The organism is Mycobacteriales bacterium (genome assembly GCA_036497565.1).
GTDB lineage: Bacteria > Actinomycetota > Actinomycetes > Mycobacteriales > QHCD01 > DASXJE01.
Genome location: DASXJE010000275.1, coordinates 1 through 16,424 on the forward strand (window position 1 = coordinate 1; position 16,424 = coordinate 16,424).

Genomic DNA, 16,424 nt, shown 5'->3' on the forward strand with positions numbered 1-16,424 from the left:
GCCGCGTCGAAGCCGAGCCGCTCGGTGAGATAGGCGACCTTCTCCGCCGAGCCGGCGCTGCCCACCACGAGCGATGCTCCGCGCAGCCGGGCGATCTGGCCGACCAGGCTGCCCACCGCACCGGCGGCCCCGGACACGAAGACGGCGTCACCTGCACGGATCTGCGCAATATCGACCAGGCCGACGTACGCCGTCTGACCGGGCATGCCGAGCACACCGAGGTATGCCGACAACGTGGGGGCCGCGTCCGGGTCGACGGGGCGTACGTGTGCGGCGTCGACGACCGCGTATTCGCGCCACCCGAGGTGGTGCAGCACGACGGTGCCGACCGCCACGTCGGGGCTCCGGGACGCGACCACCTCACCCACCGCTGCGCCGGTCATCGCCTCGTCGAGCACGAACGGCGGGCTGTAGGACTTCGCGTCGTTCATCCGGCCGCGCATGTAGGGGTCGACCGACATGAAGAGGTTGCGGACCAGCACCTGACCCGGGCCGGGGTCGGGAACGTCGACCTCGACAACCGCGAAGTCCTCGGGTGTGGGAGTGCCGTGCGGGCGTCGGACGAGACGCACTTCGCGGCCGGTACGGGGATGACTCACAGGATCACGTCCAAACGGGGAACATCAGCGGGCATGGCGGCCGCGTCGACGCGGGCGCCGGAGGTCGGCCAGTCCGACCAGCAGGGCGAGCACCACGAACCCGATCGCGACCCGGATACCGACGCTCAGCGCTGCCGAGAAGTCGCCGTGCTTCTGGGCCACCGTAGAGAAGAACACCGCGGTCACCACGGCGACCCCGACCGCCGAGCCGATCCGCTGCGCCGTCTGGACGACACCGGCGCCGCTCCCGCCGCCCGCGGCCGACACCTCGGACAGCGTGATGGTCTGGTTGGGCGCGATCACGAAACCGCTCCCCAGACCCGTCACCAGCAACGGTCCGACGAGAGCGAGTCCGACGTCGTGGTCGACGTGGCCGACGATCACGTCGACGCCGACCAGTCCGACGACGACCAGCACCAGCCCGGCCACCACGACGGCGCGGCCGAACCGGTCGACGATGCGGCCACCGAGCGTGGCGGTGACCGCCGAGCCGAGCGCGAACGGGGTCGTGATGAGGCCGGCGATCAACGCGTCGTACCCGAGACCGGTCTGCAGGTAGAGCGTCAGGACGAGAAAGATCGACGTGAACCCGGCGAAGTACGCCGTCCCGAGCGCGGTCCCCAGAGCGTAGGAGCGGCGCCGGAAGAGGTCGAGGTCGAGGACCGGATCGCCGCCACGACGGCGGTGTGCCCGCTCCCACAGGACGAAGCACCCCAGCAGGACGGCGGCGACGCCCTCGAGCCACCACGCCCGGTCCGACAGCGACGTCTGGTCACCTTCGACCAGCGGCAGGAGCACGAGAAACGTCCCCGCGGCGAGGAGTGCCACCCCCACCGGGTCGAGGCCCTCCCCCTTGCGTCGGCCGGTGCCGGGCGGCAGGAGTGCCCGGATCAGGAACAGCGCCGCCACGCCGATCGGCAGGTTGACGTAGAAGACCCAGCGCCAGCCCTCCTTGGTCCCGGCGGCGACCACGAGCAGGCCGCCGAGCAGCGGGCCGATCGCGGTCGAGATGCCGATGACGGCGCCGAGCATGCCGAACGCCTTGCCCCGCTCGGGCCCCCGGAAGAGCGTCTGGATGAAACCCGCGATCTGCGGGATGAGAATCCCCGCGCCGATGCCCTGCACGATCCGCGCGGCCGACAACCACAGCGGGCTGGTCGCGGCGCCGGCCAGTCCGCTCGCGGCGGTGAAGACGATCAGGCCGATCGCGAACACCGCACGCCGGCTGTGGGTGTCGCCGATCCTCCCGGCGGGAATGAGGACCAGGCCGAACGCCAGCGCGTAGCCCGCGACGATCCACTGCAGGTCGCTCGACGACGCGCCGAGACCGGCGCGCACGGACGGCAGCGCCACGTTGACGATGCTGACGTCGAGCAGGGTCATGAACCCGCCGACCAGGCACACCGCGAGCGCCTTCCAACGGCGCGGGTCCGGCCCGCCGTCGTCGCCGGGTGTTCCCACGGGGCGCGCCGCGCCCGCCGACCCCGTCACCGCCGCGCTCACCGCGTCCCCCGTCCGTCCGACCTGGCCTGCCTCCCGCGCAGCTGCCCGGGAAGGCCGGATCCGACGCTACGACCCATCGGCGCCGACCGCGACACGGCCTACACAAACCCCCACGCGCCCCATGATCGTGATCGGAAAAAGCCGCGAAACGCCATACGGATCCGATCACGATCATGGGGAGTAGCCTCCGCGATCGTGACCGCATTGCCTGCGCCCGACGCCACCGTCTCGCCGTACACCGGGTGGACGCGGCGGCACTGGGAAGCGCTGGCCGACCAGATGCTGACCGCCGTACGGCCCTACGGCTCCGAGCACCATTCGCTCATCGACCTGCCGGGGCCGGCCAGCAGTGCGGGCCGGTGGAGCGACGGACTGGAGGGGTTCGCGCGCACCTTCCTGCTCGCCGGGTTCCGGCTGGCCCGCTCCGGCGCGGACGACCCGCACAACCTGGCCGAGTGGTACGCCCGCGGCCTGGCGGCCGGTACCGACCCGAAGTCGCCCGAACGTTGGCCGGCGCTCGACGAGATCAGGCAGGCCAAGGTCGAGGCCGCCTCGATCGCCATCGCGCTGCACGAGACCCGGCAGTGGATCTGGGACCGGCTCGACGACGATGTCCGTGGCCAGATCGTCGACTGGCTCGCGCGGACCGTCGGCCTGCCGATGCCCAACAACAACTGGATCTGGTTCCAGGGCGTGACCAATGCCTTCCTGCGGTCGGTCGGTGGACCGTGGTCGGCCGACGACGTCCACCGGATCCTTGAGCTCACCGACGGGTGGTACGCCGGGGACGGCTGGTACTCCGACGGAAACCGCCAGCCCGGCGAATACCGCAACTACGACTACTACAGCGGCTGGGTCATGCAGTTCTACCCGCTGTGGTTCTGCCGGATGGCCGGCGCGGACGCCGACCCGGCACTGCTCGCCCGCTACCGCGAACGGATCCGCCGCTACCTGCAGGATGCGCAGCACCTCGTCGGCGGTGACGGCGGTCCGTTGTTCCAGGGACGGTCGCTCACCTACCGGTTCGCGATGCTGTCACCGTTCTGGGCGGGCGCGGTCTTCGACGCCACGCCGCTGACGCCTGGCCGCACCCGGCGACTGGGCAGCGGAGTGCTCCGGCGGTTCTACGACGCCGGCTGCCTCGACGACTCAGGTCTGCTGCCGATCGGATGGCACGCCGGCTTCGCCCCGATCCGGCAGCGCTATTCGGGGCCGGGATCGCCGTACTGGGCCGGCAACGGGTTCGCCGGCCTCGTCCTGCCGGCCGACCATCCGGTGTGGACGGCCGTCGAGGAACCGCTGCCGGTCGAGGAGCGTGACGTCGAGATCGCGATCGACCCGCCCGGCTGGATCGTGTCGGGCACCCGCGGCGACGGCGTCGTCCGGGTGGTCAACCACGGCACCGACCACGCCACCGCGACCGAGTTCGCGACCGATGACCCGGTCTACGCCCGGCACGCATACGCGACCCACGCGGCGCCGGATATGGGGCCGGACGCCGATTCGGCGCCGGGTGACTCCGGCGTCGTCCTGCTCACGGCCGACGGCCGGGTCTCGCTCCGGCGCCCGTTCGAACGGGTCCATGTCGGCGGTCGGATCGGGATCTCCCGGCACCGCGCGCACTGGCTGGACGGCGGACCCGAGCAACACCACGTCACCGGGCCGTGGATCACGACCGCGTCGGTGCTGCACGGCGCGCGGGAGGTACGCCTCGCCCGGGTGGACGACGCCATCCAGCAGGGGCCATGTCAGCTGCGGATGACCGGCTTCCCGCTGGCCGACGCGCGCCGGCCCCAGGCCGAGGTGCGCGACGGCGCCATCGCTGCGACCCGGGGCGACGGGTTGACGAGTACGGCGGCCGGCCTGCGCGAGCTTCCGGTCGCCGACATCACCAACTCCGAGGACGTCAACCCGTTCGGCCGGTATTCGGTCACCCCCTGGGTGGCCACCGCGGGCGACGTCGTACCAGGGACGGTCTACGCGGCGCTGCTCTCACTGTCCGCCGAGGTGGGCGGCACCGACGCGACGTCCGGCGTCGGGATCGAGGTCGTCGACGACGGGCCCGGCGCGATCGTACGGATCGACTGGCCCGACGGGGAGCACGACGTTCTGCGGCTCGACCCGCCGGATTCGGAGCAGCCTCAGCCTTCGGTCGAGACGGGCGGCACCTGAGTCGGCTTGCGCCGCGGGCGGCGCAGTGACGGCGGCTGGTAGAGCGCGCCGCTGTAGGCCGGTGCGCTGAGGGCGAGATCGAGTCGTCGGCACAGCTGCGGGGCGAGGTACCAGAGCAGGGTCGGGATCAGCAGCAGAACGACGAAGAGCGCGAGCTGCTGGGAGCCGAGGACCGCCGCGGCGCTCGCGAACCCGACCAGACCGACCATGCCGAGGTGTGGCCGGATCGATCGGGCGAGCTTCGAGCCGCGCCGGGCGAGGATCGTGAACGCACCCCACACGAGCGGCGTGACCAACAGCGTCGCCTCCGGCCAGCCGCCACCGGCGCGGTGGCCGAGACAGCCGACCGCGGCGAGTGCGACGGCAAGGGTGCTGAGGACGACCTTGGCGACGACGGTCTTCGCCGTACGCCGCGTCGATCCGGTCAGGTCGTCGCTGTAGGTCTCCAACGGGGTCGGCGGGAACTCCGCGAGCATCGCCGCCTTGTTCGCGTACATCGGTACCTGCCGATAGCGGTCGGCGACCTTCGCGGGGATGTCGTCGGGCAGACCGGGGCCCAGCCAGAGCGCGACCACCCGGGCGTGCTGCGCGCGCAGGCCCTTCGTCCCGGTGACGATCCGGCCGTGGCACGCGACGATAGCGAGAACCTCGCGGGCCTGCGGGTACTGCGCAGCGACCTCTTCGGCGCGACCGAATGCATAGAGGCCGCAGGTGCACTCCTCGGCCGGCGCGGAATGGCGCGCGGAGCGGGCGCAGACCGCGGTCGCCTCGGCGGAGGCCCACGCCCGGGGCTCGCTGGCCATCGCCCCGATCGGTACGAGCGCGCCGTCCTCGGTGTTGATGCGGAAGGTACGGACCGCGTAGACCTCACCGACGCGCGGCTCGACCTGCTCCAGGTCGAACTGCTCGTCCGTCATGACTCAGCCGACCTGCGTCCTCGCCGGAGCCGCGGGCACCGGCGTGCGTGGCGTCTCGCGGGGCGCGCTCGGCTCGTTCGTGGGCTCGGGCAGTGAGGCGGGGAGGACTTCGATCGTCTTCCGCTTCTTGTCGCCGATGTCACCCATGCCAGGTGCCTCTCCTTCGAAGCCGCCGACGTCGGTCGGGCCGACCCACGTCCCGACCCCCAAATAGCCCGTGATCCTTATCCCAGTGTGACCCAGTGGCGGGCGGCATGGACCGCAAATCGGTGAGGACGTCCCGCATCCCGGCCCACCCCGCCCATTCGGCTTGAACGTCACGTTCAAGCCTTCTAGCGGCATCAACGTCACGTTGATGCCGAACGGATGGAGCTGCCGAGGCGGCGGAAACGGCGTGCGCTGGGCCGAGTGGGTCTAGCGGAACCAGCGGCGGAGCTTTTTCCGGGAGGCCGCGCGCCAGGCGCGGACGTACTGCCGCTCCTCCTCCGCCGCGACGGCCTCCTCGAGTGCGTGCAGCCGGCCGTAAGTGAACGCGTTCTCGCCGGCGCGGTAGGCACCCACCGCGAGGTTCAGCAGCAGGTCCCGGCTCACGACGCTGTCGTGATGCTCGCCGAGAATGCTCTGCAGGTCTTTCACCCGGGCGGCGAAGGCCGCGGCGTCGGCGCCGATAGTCGGCACGGCCGCGTCGGCGGCGTAGCGGGCCCGCTTCGCCGCCTTGCGCACCGCGTGCAGTCGCGTCGCCCGCTCATCCTCGGTGAGGTCGGGCCGATCGGCGTACGCCGCTGCCCGCCGCAGCCGCCGCCACGTCTTACGCACCCGGGCGGGCAGGACTTCGGTCGCGGGCTCGGCGGCGAGCTCGGTCAGCGGTGGAGCGTCCAGCAACGCGTCGAGTGCATCGAGCAGCCGGAAGTACCGCGGGCTGTCCAGGTCGGTGAGCAACGCGGCGTGCGCGCGCCGGTAGTCACCGCGCAGCTCCCGGTCGAGACGGGCGACGACCGGCCCGAGCACGAGTTCGCGCGGCTGGGAGCGGACCTTGCCGCGGAGTCGTTCGTCCATCACCTCGTCGTCGCGGACGGTGCCGAGCGCGCCGCCGAGCCACTTCAGCTCGGCCCGGATCGGGTCGGTCACGGATCGGTCGAACAACGGACCGTAGGCGCCGAGCACACTGCGCAGCCGACGGGTCGAGACCCGCATCTTGTGCACCGAGTCGGGCTGGTCCGTGCGTACGTGCGGATCGAACGCCTCGAGCAGGTCGACGTGCTGGCGCAGGTAGCCGATCACGTGGGCGCCGGCCGACTCCGCCGGCCCCGGTGGACGGGCCGCCCGCGCGGCCTCGTCCAGTCGGCCGCCGAGCGCGCGGGCCAGCTTCGACGGGCTGGTCGCCGGCCGGGCGCCGGCCTTGACGAGCAGCGCGCCGGCTCGGCGCAGCAGCTTCCGGTCACCGTCGACGAGTTCGACCTCGACCTCCCGCCACCGGCTGACCGTGACGACGTCGCCGAGCTGCTCGGCGGTCACCCGGTCGTCGCTGACCTCGGCGAGCGCCCGGTCGTCGGGCCCGCGCAGCACGTGGGTGACGCGGGTCGTGCGCAGCCGCACGACGGGCGCGAGGGTGCCGTCGCGCACCCAGACCCGTACCTGCCCGACCAGAGCCTTGGGCGGCGTACGCACCGTGCGGCCGAGGGGCCGATGCACCTCGGTGCGCGCGTTGCCGACTCCCGGGAGCTTGAGGTGCCAGCCGGCGTCGTCGCCACCGGTCCGTCGCCGCAGCGTCACCTTCGCCGCAACCAACCGGAGGTCGGCGGTGTCGAAGTAGGTGGCGTCGAGGTGCATCTCCTTCGGCTCGTCCACCGAGGCCACGCCGGGCACCGCGGTCAGGTCGGGGACGGCGAAATCCTCGTCGACGTCGTACTTGTCCTCGACCTCGGTCTGCCGGTCACCAGCCATGGACCCAACCTACGACGCGGATCAGATCCTGGTCACCCGACTGACGGCGGCAACCGCGCACACCCCGACGAGGGATGCGGCCAGAATCTCCAGCCGCACCCGGCTCCCGAGAATGACGGCGGCAGCCACGACGTAGAACGTCGAGAGGTTGCGGTAGTTGGTGTAGCCGACCCAGTTCGGTCCGGCCAGACACAGTGTGAGCACCAGCAGGAGCACGGCCGCCAGACGAACCCAGCCTGGTGCCCGCGACGTGCGGATCGCGACGAGGAGGAGTACGACGACGGCGACCCACTGCACCGTCTCGACGATCTGCAGGACGCCGACGAGGGTGTGGCTCTGCCGGAACCACGATCCGGCGTGCTGGCTGATGCCCACGAAGGGCGCACCGAAGTTGCCGCCGGCCGACGTCGCGGGCAGCGTGCCGGACTTGCTGTAGACCAGCAGCTGCCAGCCGACGTAGATGCAGCCCGGGATGATCCACGCGAGGTCGGATCGGCGCAGGAACCGACGCCGGCGCAGCATGTCGGCCACCGACACCAGGCCGACGGCGAGGACGACGAAGAGCGAGGACTCGCGGGAGAGCACCGCGGCGGCGAGGGCGAGGCCCATGGCCATCGGACGTCGCCGGGTGCTCGCCACCATCGCGAGCGCCAGGAAGGCGCCCTCGGCGATCTCGGTGGTGTCCCTCGCGAGGGTGTAGAAGAAGCCGGGATAGGCGACGAGGATGACGCCCCACGCCGCGTGCCGGCCGAACCGGCGGGCAAGGTCGCCGCCGCACCAGGCCAGGACACCGAGCAGGGCGATGTTGACCAGCACCATCGCCCAGGGCACGAGGTCGGTCGTCCCACCGCCGGTGACCAGCCACACGATCAGCGAGAACGTGATCCGTTGGAACCGGTAGGCGTGGTCGACCGTGATCCCGAATGCCGTGCGGTGGAAGTCGAACGGGTCGAGCGCGAGCCGGAAGTAGAACTGGCCGTCGTACCCGGCGCCGTGTGCGGTGGGGAGGACCGACGGGGTCTGCCCGGCGTGGCTGTAGTGGCTCCCGGGTACGACGAAGCGGGCGATGTCCCCGTGCGCCGCGCTGTGCAGGCGGGCTCCGACGAACGCCGCCGCAGCCGCCATCGCGAGCACGGCGAGGACCAGCGGAGAGCCCCGGCCCGCGGCCCGGGGCCGATCGGTGGCCACCCGGCGCGCCGACGATTCCTGTGAGGCGGCGGGCGAGGACATCTCGGGGACGCTACCCAACCCTCAGCCGAGGACGTCGGGCGGCAGCGCGGAGCCCCACCCCAGCTTCTTCGCCGTCCGGTACGCCGGCTGGGACCGGGTGACCTGCACGGTGCGCAGGCCGTCCCGGGTGCACGCGGCGAACTCGATCCGGCGCGGCGGGCGGCGGGGATGACGCAGCACCCGGGCGGCCGCCCGGCCGGCCGGCGAGCGGGTGAAGACGACGTAGCTGAACTTCTCGTCCTCGTAGGAGAGGTCCGCGCCCTTGACCTGACGGTGCAGAGCCGACCGTTGCACGCGCGCGGCGAAATGGCACCAGTCCGAGCCCGTCATCGGACACGCCCGGTCGTGCGGGCAGGGCGCGAGCAGCGCGGCGCCGTCGTCGCAGAGGGCCCGGCGGACCTCCCGGATCACCGCGAAACCCGCCGGCGTGCCGGGCTCGACCATCGCGAGCATGCCGCGCGTGGCCGCCCAGGCGGCCCGCGCCGTCGCCACCCGGCGAACCGGGTCCACCTCGCCCAGCACGTAGGAGACGGTGACCAGGTCAGCGGGGTCGGGCCGCGCCTCGACGAGATCGGCCCGCTGCCACGCCCACTCGGCGTCGGGCCCGCGGGGGTCCGCCTCCCGCAGCCGGCGACCCAGACCGATCATCTCGGTCGCGCGGTCGACCAGCCGCACCCGGCCGATCCCGGGCCAGCGGGCCGCTGCCGCCCACGCCGCCGCTCCCGTACCGGCTCCGAGATCGACCTGCGACTCGGGCCGGAAGTCCGGCTGCAGCGCTGCGGCCGCGGCGAATACCTGGCCCAACGCGGTGAAGGTCGCCGGCAATCGGGCCGCCACGTAGGCCTCGGCGTCCGCGGACCGGCGGACCGGTCGTTCCCCGGCCCGCGGGTCGCGGTAGCGCCCGCTGAGTTCCTGCGACGAGCCGGCGAGTTCGCGACGCGAGGTCCCGGCGAGCACCCGGTCAATGGCGACCCGGAGCGCCTCGTCGGCACTGTCGGTCGCGATCACCGCGCCAGCGTATCGACCTCTCTCTTGTGCCGACTTCGCCGACTTTAGGGTCCGCAGGCGTATTTGATCCGATCCGTGCCGCTCTAGGTGATATCCGGGTCGACACCCGTCGACCCCATGAGAACCGGAGGCTCACCCGCAATGAGCAAAGTGATGACCAACCTCGCCGTCGTCGGAGCAGGCGTCGGCGCGGCCGGAGCACTGGCATTCAGCGGCACCGCCGGCGCCACCACTGCCGACCATCAGGCCGACCATGGCGCCGCGGCGAACACCCGGGCGGCGTCCTCGGCGGTCCACCCGGACGCGAGCTGGAAGTACATCGATTCCTACTTCTGGGGCGGCGACTGCGCCCACGCCGGGAACAACGGCGTCAACCACGGCGCCTGGTCGAGGTACGAGTGCACCGGTGGCGGCACCTTCAGCGACTACCAGCTCTGGGTCTGGAACTAACTCCCGGATAGGCCGCCCAGCACCACTCACCTGGCGCCGATAGAGGTCGGGCTCCGCCCACGGCTCACGCCGTCGGGCGGAGCTCGACGCCGTAGGTGACCGCGTGATCAGGGTCGGCCTCGTGGTCGGCCCAGCGGCGGATGCGGGTCAGCTCCTGCTCGGAGTGCCCGGACGGATCGGGGTAGCCCTTGCCGTCGGGTCCGGGTTGGACCGGGCTGCGGTGCTCGGTGATCCGGTCGACCATCCAGGTGCGCCGACCGTCACGGGTGCCGTAGAGCACCGGGTTGGTGAGGTCGTTCCACAAATAGTCGGGCGCCACCGCGACGGTGCCGTGCACCGCGATCGTCTCCCCGACCGCCGGGGCGGGCGGCAGCGCGGTGTCCGGGCACCGGTCGAGGGTGTAGAGCGCCGCTTCGTCGTTGACCGCCAGCAGGATCCCGTCGATCTCCATGACCCATGTCGGGCTCGGCTCGTCGAGGCGGGCGATCCCGACCAGATCGTGCAGTCCGCCGGTGTGGCCCTGCGGGTCGGGCCGGCGGACGGCGGTCGCGCGGGTGGGCTCAGGGCATTCCAGTGTGGTGCGGTTCCAGCACCACACCTCCAGCCCGGCGCAGAACCGGTCGCCGATGCGCAACTCGGGCACCAGGCGCTCCTGAACGAGAAAAGCCGGAAGCAAGGCTTGCACTGCGGTCCTCCGAGATGCCATGCCCCCGAGCGTGCGGCCGATCAACGACCGCTCCGATGATTCTGCCCGAAAGAGATTCGGCGTGCGGTCTATTTGTGGATACCGGTTTCCCGAGCGGGCCGAGGAGGCAGATGTCGCTCCCCGGACAGATTTTTCGTCGGCTTGGTGGGGTTGAAACCGATAAAGCCGATCGACGTACTAGTCTTAGGGCGTGACTCAGGACTCGCTCGTCCACGTTCGCCGTCCGGACGACCTGTCGATGCGGGGGCTCGCCGACACGGTGAGCGAGCTGCGCGGCACTCTGCGCCGGGGGATCCGCACGACCTACCCGTGGGAGGTCCTGCCCGCGGCCCAGGTCGAGATCCTCCAGCGGCTCGCCCAGCAACCGCAGCTGCGGGTGAACGAGCTGGCCGCCCAGCTCCGGCTCGCACCCAACACGGTGAGCACGCTGACCAGGCAGATGGCCGGCGTCGGGCTCCTGACCGCACAGGAGGACCCGCTCGACGGCCGGGTCCGCCGGCTGTCGCTCAGCGAGGATGGCCGCAATCAGCTCGAGGCATGGCAGCAGGCCCAGGAGGAGATGCTCGCGGGCGCCGTGTGCCAGCTGGACCGCGCCGACCGCGACGCGATCATCGCCGCGATCCCGGCCCTGTTCCGACTGGTCCGGGTCCTCGAAGGCCAGGACGCGCAGAAGTAGGTCACCGCGGTCAGTGGGCGCTCCATTCGCGCCAGTCGTGCACGGTGATCTCGATGACCGGTCCGTCCACGGAGACATCGTCGTACTGGTCGTACTTGAGCCGCAACAGCCGCACCACCCGGTCGAGCGTGTCCGGGTCGTCTGTGATCACCGCTGTGCCGTCGGCGCGCACCCACCACAGCAGGTGCCAATCCTCGTCCCAATGCTGCACGAGCAGGCTCGTCCGCGGGTTGGCCCGGATGTTGGCGAGCCGGCGCAGTCGGGTGCTGCGCTTGGGTTTGCCGTCGACCGCGGTCCAGACCGTGTCGCCGTCGACGACGAAGGTCACCGGCACGACGTGCGGAGCGGGTGTCGGGTCGACGGTCGCGAGGACGGCGACCCGCGCGTCGACGAAGCGCCGTCGAGCCTCGTCCGGTGTCACAGCACGGCGCGTGTCAGAGGACGGCGTCGGCGAGCCGGTCCACCTCGTCGATCGAGCCGACGGTCGGGTCGAAGACGAGCTCGGTGACCCCGACGTCCTCGAACGCCCGCGCGGTGTCCTTGGCCGCCGCCGGGGTGCGCACCGCGCCCTCGACGACCGCATCGACCCACTCGCCGAGGAACGAGTAGTAATTGCGGAGCGTCGCGCGGGACACCTCGTCGTCGCCGAAGCCGTAGTAGACCAGCGCCGCGATCCGTGGTTCCCCGTCGCGGCCACCGTCCCGCCACGCCTGCCGGATCCGCTCGATCATCGGGGCCGCCATGTCCGGGCTTCCGCCGCCGGCCGTCCAGCCGTCGCCGTACTGCACGGTGCGTCGTACGGCGGCGTCGGCGGTGCCGCCGATCAGCACCGGCACCCGGGCGTCTGGCCCCGCCGTGGGCGCGACCGGAAGCTCGTCGCCGGTGACCGGTTGCCCGGCCCAGGCGCGCCGCATGAGGTCGAGCGTCTCGTCCATCAGCCGACCCCGCTCGTTGAACGGACGCGCCGCCGCCGCGAAGTCGTCCGGTCGGCCGCCCACGCCGAGCCCGAGCGTGAGGCGGCCGCCCGACATCGCCTGCAGGCTCGCGGTCGTCTTCGCCAGCAACACCGGCGGGTAGACGGGCGCGAGCAGGATGTTGGGGAACAGGCCGATCCGCGTCGTCGCGCCAGCCGCGACCGAAAGCGTGGTCAGTGAGTCGTACGACGGATAGACGATCCGGTCGATCGTCGCCAGGGTGGAAAAGCCGCGCTCTTCGGCGCGCCGCGCCCACTCCGGGATGAGTGTTCCCGTGATCTCCACGGTGTTCGGAAGGCCGATGCCGATGTCCATGTGGTCACCCCCGCAGTGAGGTTAGCGCTCCGTTGCCAGATATCGATCAGCCGAGGGGCGACGACTACGGCGGCGAGGTCGAACCAGCCGTATCCACCGGCGGCTCCGCTCGGCGGATTTCCGATGGTCACCAGGCCGGTCGGGTCGAGATCGTGCCATTGCCAGGTTCCGAGCCGGGTGCCCAGGAGTTCGAGGAAGGTCACCGCCACGAACGCGCCGACGTAGAGCATCCTCGACCGGCCCCACAGCAGGAATCCGAGCAGACAGAGGTACCAGAAGGCGCCGAGCGCGTCGGGCCGGCTCGAGATCGCCAGCCCCCACACGGCGTACGCACCACCGCCGACGACCGTGGCGAGGATGAGGGCGCGGCTGTGGTCCCGGAAGCACCGGGAGCGCCCGAGGCTGAGCGCGGCGAGGTAGACCAGTCCGTGTCCGGGCGGCACGAACATCGGGACGTTGTCGAGTCGGTAGACGTAGACGTGCAGCACCCCGGAGAACGAGTACTCGATCAGCGTCGCGAACACCACGACGACGGCGATCTGGACGCGGACCAACGGCGTCTCGCGCCGCGCCAGTCCGATCAGCAGGACCCAGGTCGCCACACCGAGCAGGCGCTGCGCACCGAGGGCCGCGCCATGGTCGAGCCCGAGTACGAGCGTCATCCAGACCCCGACCGTGCCCGCGACGACCAGGTCGCCGTCCACCCGCGGCCGCCTGCGGACCTCCCGCCGCACCGGGGCCGACAACAGGTCCATGCCCCGGATCCTCCCCCATCCATTCGAGATGGGAGCGGAATCCGGGCCGAAATCGGGGCGCGGGCGGCGGGCCCGAGTCCCTACGATCGGCGGGTGATTGCCGACTTCGTCGCCGCCGTACCCAAGGTCGAACTGCACCTGCACCTGGTCGGGTCGGCGTCGCCCGAGACCGTGCTGCAACTGGCGCGGCGCCACCCGGACGGCGGTGTGCCCACCGACGCCGACGCGCTCGTGCGGTTCTACGAGTTCACCGACTTCCCCCACTTCATCAACGTCTACGCCAAGGTCGACGGACTCGTCCGCGACGCCGCCGACGTGCGCACGCTGCTCGTCGGGCTGGCCCGCGACGCCGCGCGCAGCAACGTCCGGTACGCCGAGGTCACGGTCACCGCGGCCATGCACCTCGCCAAGGGCATGCCGGCCGCGGAGCTGACCGACGCATTGACCCTCGGCCGCGCTGACGCCCTGCGCGAGCACGGGGTCGCCCTCAACTGGATCTTCGACATCCCGGCCGGCTTCGGCCCGCAGGCAATGCAGGACACCGTCGACTACGCCGTCGAGGAACGCCCACCCGGCACGGTCGCGCTGGGACTCGCCGGGCTGGAGGTCGGCTACCCGCGGGCCAACTACCGTCCGGCGTTCGAGCGCGGCGCCGACGCGGGCCTGCATCTGGTTGCCCACGCCGGCGAGACCACCGGACCCGAGGAGGTCTGGGCGGCCCTCACCGAGCTCCGCGCCGAACGGATCGGGCACGGCATCGGGAGCGTGGGTGACGACCGGCTGCTCGCCCACCTGCGCGCGGAGGACATCCCGCTCGAGGTGTGCCTGATCTCCAACGTGCGCACCCGGGCCGCCGACAGCCTCGACGTGCATCCCCTCCCCCGCCTGCTCGCCGCCGGCGTGCCCGTGACGCTGAGCACCGACGATCCGGGCATGTTCGACACCGACCTCAACCGCGAGTACACCGCCGCGGCCGAGCTCTGCAACCTCGACGAGCCGGGCGTCGCCGCGCTCGCCCGAGCCGGCGTCCGCGCCGCATTTTGCGACGAAGAGCAGCGCGCCCGGTTGCTCGCCGAGATCGACGCCGTGCTCGCCAACAGCGCCTGAGCGCGGGCAGGTGCGGGTTCGCCGGCGGTCACGGGAGGCTTCGCTGCCGGCGCCATTCGCGGGGTGCCATGCCGATGCGGACGCGGAACAGCCGGGAGAAGTAATAGGGGTCGGCGAGGCCACTCTGGCGGGCGACCTGCGCGACCGTGAGGTGGGTCGTCGATAGGAGCCGGGCGGCCCGCTCGATCCGTCGGTCGATCACCCAGTTCATGGGCGACGTCGCGAGGTGGCGCCGGAACAGCCGGTTGACCGAGGTGACGCTGATCCCGACGACACCGGCGATCGCCGCCACGGTGATCTCGTCGGCGAGGTTGCGGTCGATCCAGAGCAGCAACCGACGTAACTCCGCCGGCACGCCAGGGTCGTCGTACGGCGCGGTCCGTGGCGCGGTCGTGAGTTGTCGGACCGTCAGCACTCCGAGCGCCTTCGCGGAGTCGGTGTCGGGCCCGGGCGGATTCCACAGTTGCGCGGCGTAGTGCATCAAGGTCGCGAGCTGCGGATGCCGTTGGCGGTCGGTGACCAGCACGTCGTCGTCACTCACCAGTGGCGCGTCCCTGCGCCAGGCGACGTCGGCGAGGGCATGACCCGGCTCGTGCGGGATCGACAACTCGACCGGGGCGCGGTCGCTGTGCCACGGCACCAGGTGCATCCCGTAGACGAAGAACGGGTCGTGCTCGTCCGGGTGGTATCGGATCGCGTGACCCCACGGGAGAAGGACGATCACCGACGGCGTGAGCTCGTACTCCGCCATGTTGACCTCGACCCGGCCCTGCCCGCTGACGCACATGAGCAACATCCGCGACTCGACGCGGGGAAATCCCAACCGGTCGTGCGGCCCGAACTGGACGGCCGATGCCTGAGCGACCAGCGGAAAGCCCTCGCCGTCGCTCAGGGTGGTCGGATTGTCCATCAACTGGATGCTAATGGCATGGACCTCCGTCGTCATTCCAGCGCAGGGTTGACACCTCGACGGAGGAGCAGAGATGACGACATCCGCGGTGCCCGGCACCGTCGAATTCCTCGACTCGACCGACCTGCTCGACGATCCGGTCGCATTGCGCGACCGCGCCGCCGAACTCGGCTATTTGTTCTTCCGGCAATTACTTCCCCGGGAGGAAGTGCTCGGCGTACGACGCAGCATGCTCGGTGTCATCGCCGATCACGGCTGGCTGGAGCGCGGATCCGAGGTGATGGAGGGGATCGCGGACCGTACGGCGATGAGCCGGGTGCCCCGAGAGGAGATCGACTTCTGCGGTGTCGGCGTACCGGTCGACGCCTACCGCGAGATCCAGCACCTGGAGGACTTCCACCGGCTGTCGCACCATCCGAACCTGCTGCGGGTCTACCGGATCCTCTTCGACCGTCCGGTGCTCCCCCACCCGCGCAACATCGCCCGTGTGATGATCCCGACCGATGACAGTGTGCCGACCCCGCCGCACCAGGACTTCATCCATATCCAGGGGACGAAGAACGTGTGGACGGCGTGGTTCCCGCTCGGCGACTGCCCGGTCGACCTCGGTGGTCTGTCGGTGCTGGTGGGCTCCCAGCAGGCCGGCGTGCTCTCCTACAAGTCGGTGGAGGGAGCGGGCGGCCTCGAAGCCTACCTGTGCGATATGGACAATTCGTGGGCCGTCGGGGACTACGAAGCCGGCGACCTACTCACCTTCTCGAGCCAGACCGTGCACCGCGCGCTCCCCAACCGCTACCCCGACCGGGTGCGGCTCTCGTGTGACTACCGCTACCAGCCGGCCGACGAGGAACTGCACGAGCGTTCCCTGCAGGTGCATTGCAACGTGGATACGTGGGACGCGATCTACGAGGGGTGGAGCGACCGCAGCCTCGCCCACTACTGGCTCGACAAGTCCCTGCAGCTTTCCGACTGGGACGAGGCGATCCGCTGGCAGCAGGACAGAATCTGCTGAGGCCAACTCCTTCCTCACCGACTGTGCCCTCGCTTCGCTGAGCGGAGCAAGGGCACAGTCGGGAGGCCGGACTACCCGATCAGCGCCAGTGCCGGGACGATTGCGTTGGCCTTCGGGCTACCCAGGCCGGATGCCGCGTCCCATCC

The 16,424-nt window shown here is 71.2% G+C and carries 17 protein-coding genes; 5 read left to right on the forward strand and 12 right to left on the reverse strand.

Going from position 1 to position 16,424, the window contains the following annotated elements; all coding sequences use genetic code 11:
- Together VGH85_21605 and VGH85_21610 are read right to left on the reverse strand one after the other, a co-directional pair.
- The coding region (locus VGH85_21605; protein ID HEY2176413.1) for an NADP-dependent oxidoreductase at positions 1-599 on the reverse strand (599 nt) is incomplete at its 3' end.
- Between the two features lie 24 nt (positions 600-623).
- Positions 624-2,102 (reverse strand): MFS transporter, encoded by a 1,479-nt coding sequence (locus VGH85_21610; protein HEY2176414.1) that lies wholly within the window; start codon positions 2,100-2,102, stop codon positions 624-626.
- 195 nt (positions 2,103-2,297) lie between these two features.
- Between VGH85_21610 and VGH85_21615 the strand changes: the two genes are divergently transcribed.
- Complete coding sequence (locus VGH85_21615) at positions 2,298-4,274, forward strand: DUF2264 domain-containing protein (GenBank protein HEY2176415.1); 1,977 nt, start codon at positions 2,298-2,300, stop codon at positions 4,272-4,274.
- On the opposite strand, the gene VGH85_21620 is transcribed toward VGH85_21615, so the two are convergent.
- The 5 genes from VGH85_21620 to VGH85_21640 form a co-directional block, all read right to left on the reverse strand.
- Positions 4,244-5,191 carry a hypothetical protein gene (locus VGH85_21620; GenBank protein HEY2176416.1) on the reverse strand — a complete coding sequence of 316 codons (948 nt, stop codon included), beginning with the start codon at positions 5,189-5,191 and terminating at the stop codon, positions 4,244-4,246. The two genes, VGH85_21615 and VGH85_21620, sit on opposite strands and share 31 nt — an antisense overlap.
- Before the next feature lie 3 nt (positions 5,192-5,194).
- Positions 5,195-5,338, reverse strand: a complete 144-nt coding sequence (locus VGH85_21625) for a hypothetical protein (GenBank protein HEY2176417.1) — start codon at positions 5,336-5,338, stop codon at positions 5,195-5,197.
- A gap of 267 nt (positions 5,339-5,605) precedes the next feature.
- Positions 5,606-7,135, reverse strand: coding sequence for a CYTH and CHAD domain-containing protein (locus VGH85_21630; GenBank protein ID HEY2176418.1), 1,530 nt, complete (start codon positions 7,133-7,135; stop codon positions 5,606-5,608).
- A gap of 21 nt (positions 7,136-7,156) precedes the next feature.
- Positions 7,157-8,365, reverse strand: a complete 1,209-nt coding sequence (locus VGH85_21635; protein ID HEY2176419.1) for a hypothetical protein — start codon at positions 8,363-8,365, stop codon at positions 7,157-7,159.
- A 21-nt stretch (positions 8,366-8,386) separates the two neighbouring features.
- Positions 8,387-9,373 (reverse strand): small ribosomal subunit Rsm22 family protein, encoded by a 987-nt coding sequence (locus VGH85_21640; protein ID HEY2176420.1) that lies wholly within the window; start codon positions 9,371-9,373, stop codon positions 8,387-8,389.
- Between the two features lie 141 nt (positions 9,374-9,514).
- Between VGH85_21640 and VGH85_21645 the strand changes: the two genes are divergently transcribed.
- Positions 9,515-9,823, forward strand: a complete 309-nt coding sequence (locus VGH85_21645; protein ID HEY2176421.1) for a hypothetical protein — start codon at positions 9,515-9,517, stop codon at positions 9,821-9,823.
- Positions 9,824-9,887: 64 nt separating this feature from the next.
- On the opposite strand, the gene VGH85_21650 is transcribed toward VGH85_21645, so the two are convergent.
- Positions 9,888-10,466 carry a hypothetical protein gene (locus VGH85_21650; GenBank protein ID HEY2176422.1) on the reverse strand — a complete coding sequence of 193 codons (579 nt, stop codon included), beginning with the start codon at positions 10,464-10,466 and terminating at the stop codon, positions 9,888-9,890.
- 253 nt (positions 10,467-10,719) lie between these two features.
- On the opposite strand from VGH85_21650, the gene VGH85_21655 reads away from it, so the two are divergent.
- Complete coding sequence (locus VGH85_21655; protein HEY2176423.1) at positions 10,720-11,205, forward strand: MarR family transcriptional regulator; 486 nt, start codon at positions 10,720-10,722, stop codon at positions 11,203-11,205.
- A 10-nt stretch (positions 11,206-11,215) separates the two neighbouring features.
- On the opposite strand, the gene VGH85_21660 is transcribed toward VGH85_21655, so the two are convergent.
- The 3 genes from VGH85_21660 to VGH85_21670 are packed head-to-tail and all read right to left on the reverse strand — an operon-like array spanning position 11,216 to position 13,198.
- The gene (locus tag VGH85_21660) at positions 11,216-11,626 is read right to left on the reverse strand and encodes a TIGR03668 family PPOX class F420-dependent oxidoreductase (GenBank protein HEY2176424.1); all 411 of its coding nucleotides are present in this window, start codon (positions 11,624-11,626) and stop codon (positions 11,216-11,218) included.
- Positions 11,627-11,639: 13 nt separating this feature from the next.
- The gene (locus tag VGH85_21665) at positions 11,640-12,464 is read right to left on the reverse strand and encodes an LLM class flavin-dependent oxidoreductase (GenBank protein ID HEY2176425.1); all 825 of its coding nucleotides are present in this window, start codon (positions 12,462-12,464) and stop codon (positions 11,640-11,642) included.
- A complete protein-coding gene (locus VGH85_21670) occupies positions 12,353-13,198 on the reverse strand; it encodes a hypothetical protein (protein HEY2176426.1) in 846 nt (281 codons plus the stop codon). Before VGH85_21670 ends, VGH85_21665 begins: the two co-directional genes overlap by 112 nt.
- Positions 13,199-13,342: 144 nt before the next feature.
- On the opposite strand from VGH85_21670, the gene add reads away from it, so the two are divergent.
- The gene (gene add, locus VGH85_21675) at positions 13,343-14,356 is read left to right on the forward strand and encodes an adenosine deaminase (protein ID HEY2176427.1); all 1,014 of its coding nucleotides are present in this window, start codon (positions 13,343-13,345) and stop codon (positions 14,354-14,356) included.
- Between the two features lie 28 nt (positions 14,357-14,384).
- Here the strand turns inward: add and VGH85_21680 are convergent, their stop codons facing one another.
- The gene (locus VGH85_21680) at positions 14,385-15,266 is read right to left on the reverse strand and encodes an AraC family transcriptional regulator (GenBank protein HEY2176428.1); all 882 of its coding nucleotides are present in this window, start codon (positions 15,264-15,266) and stop codon (positions 14,385-14,387) included.
- Between the two features lie 73 nt (positions 15,267-15,339).
- On the opposite strand from VGH85_21680, the gene VGH85_21685 reads away from it, so the two are divergent.
- Positions 15,340-16,278: a phytanoyl-CoA dioxygenase family protein gene (locus VGH85_21685; protein ID HEY2176429.1), complete on the forward strand. Its 939-nt coding sequence runs from the start codon at positions 15,340-15,342 to the stop codon at positions 16,276-16,278.
- Positions 16,279-16,424: the final 146 nt, after the last annotated feature.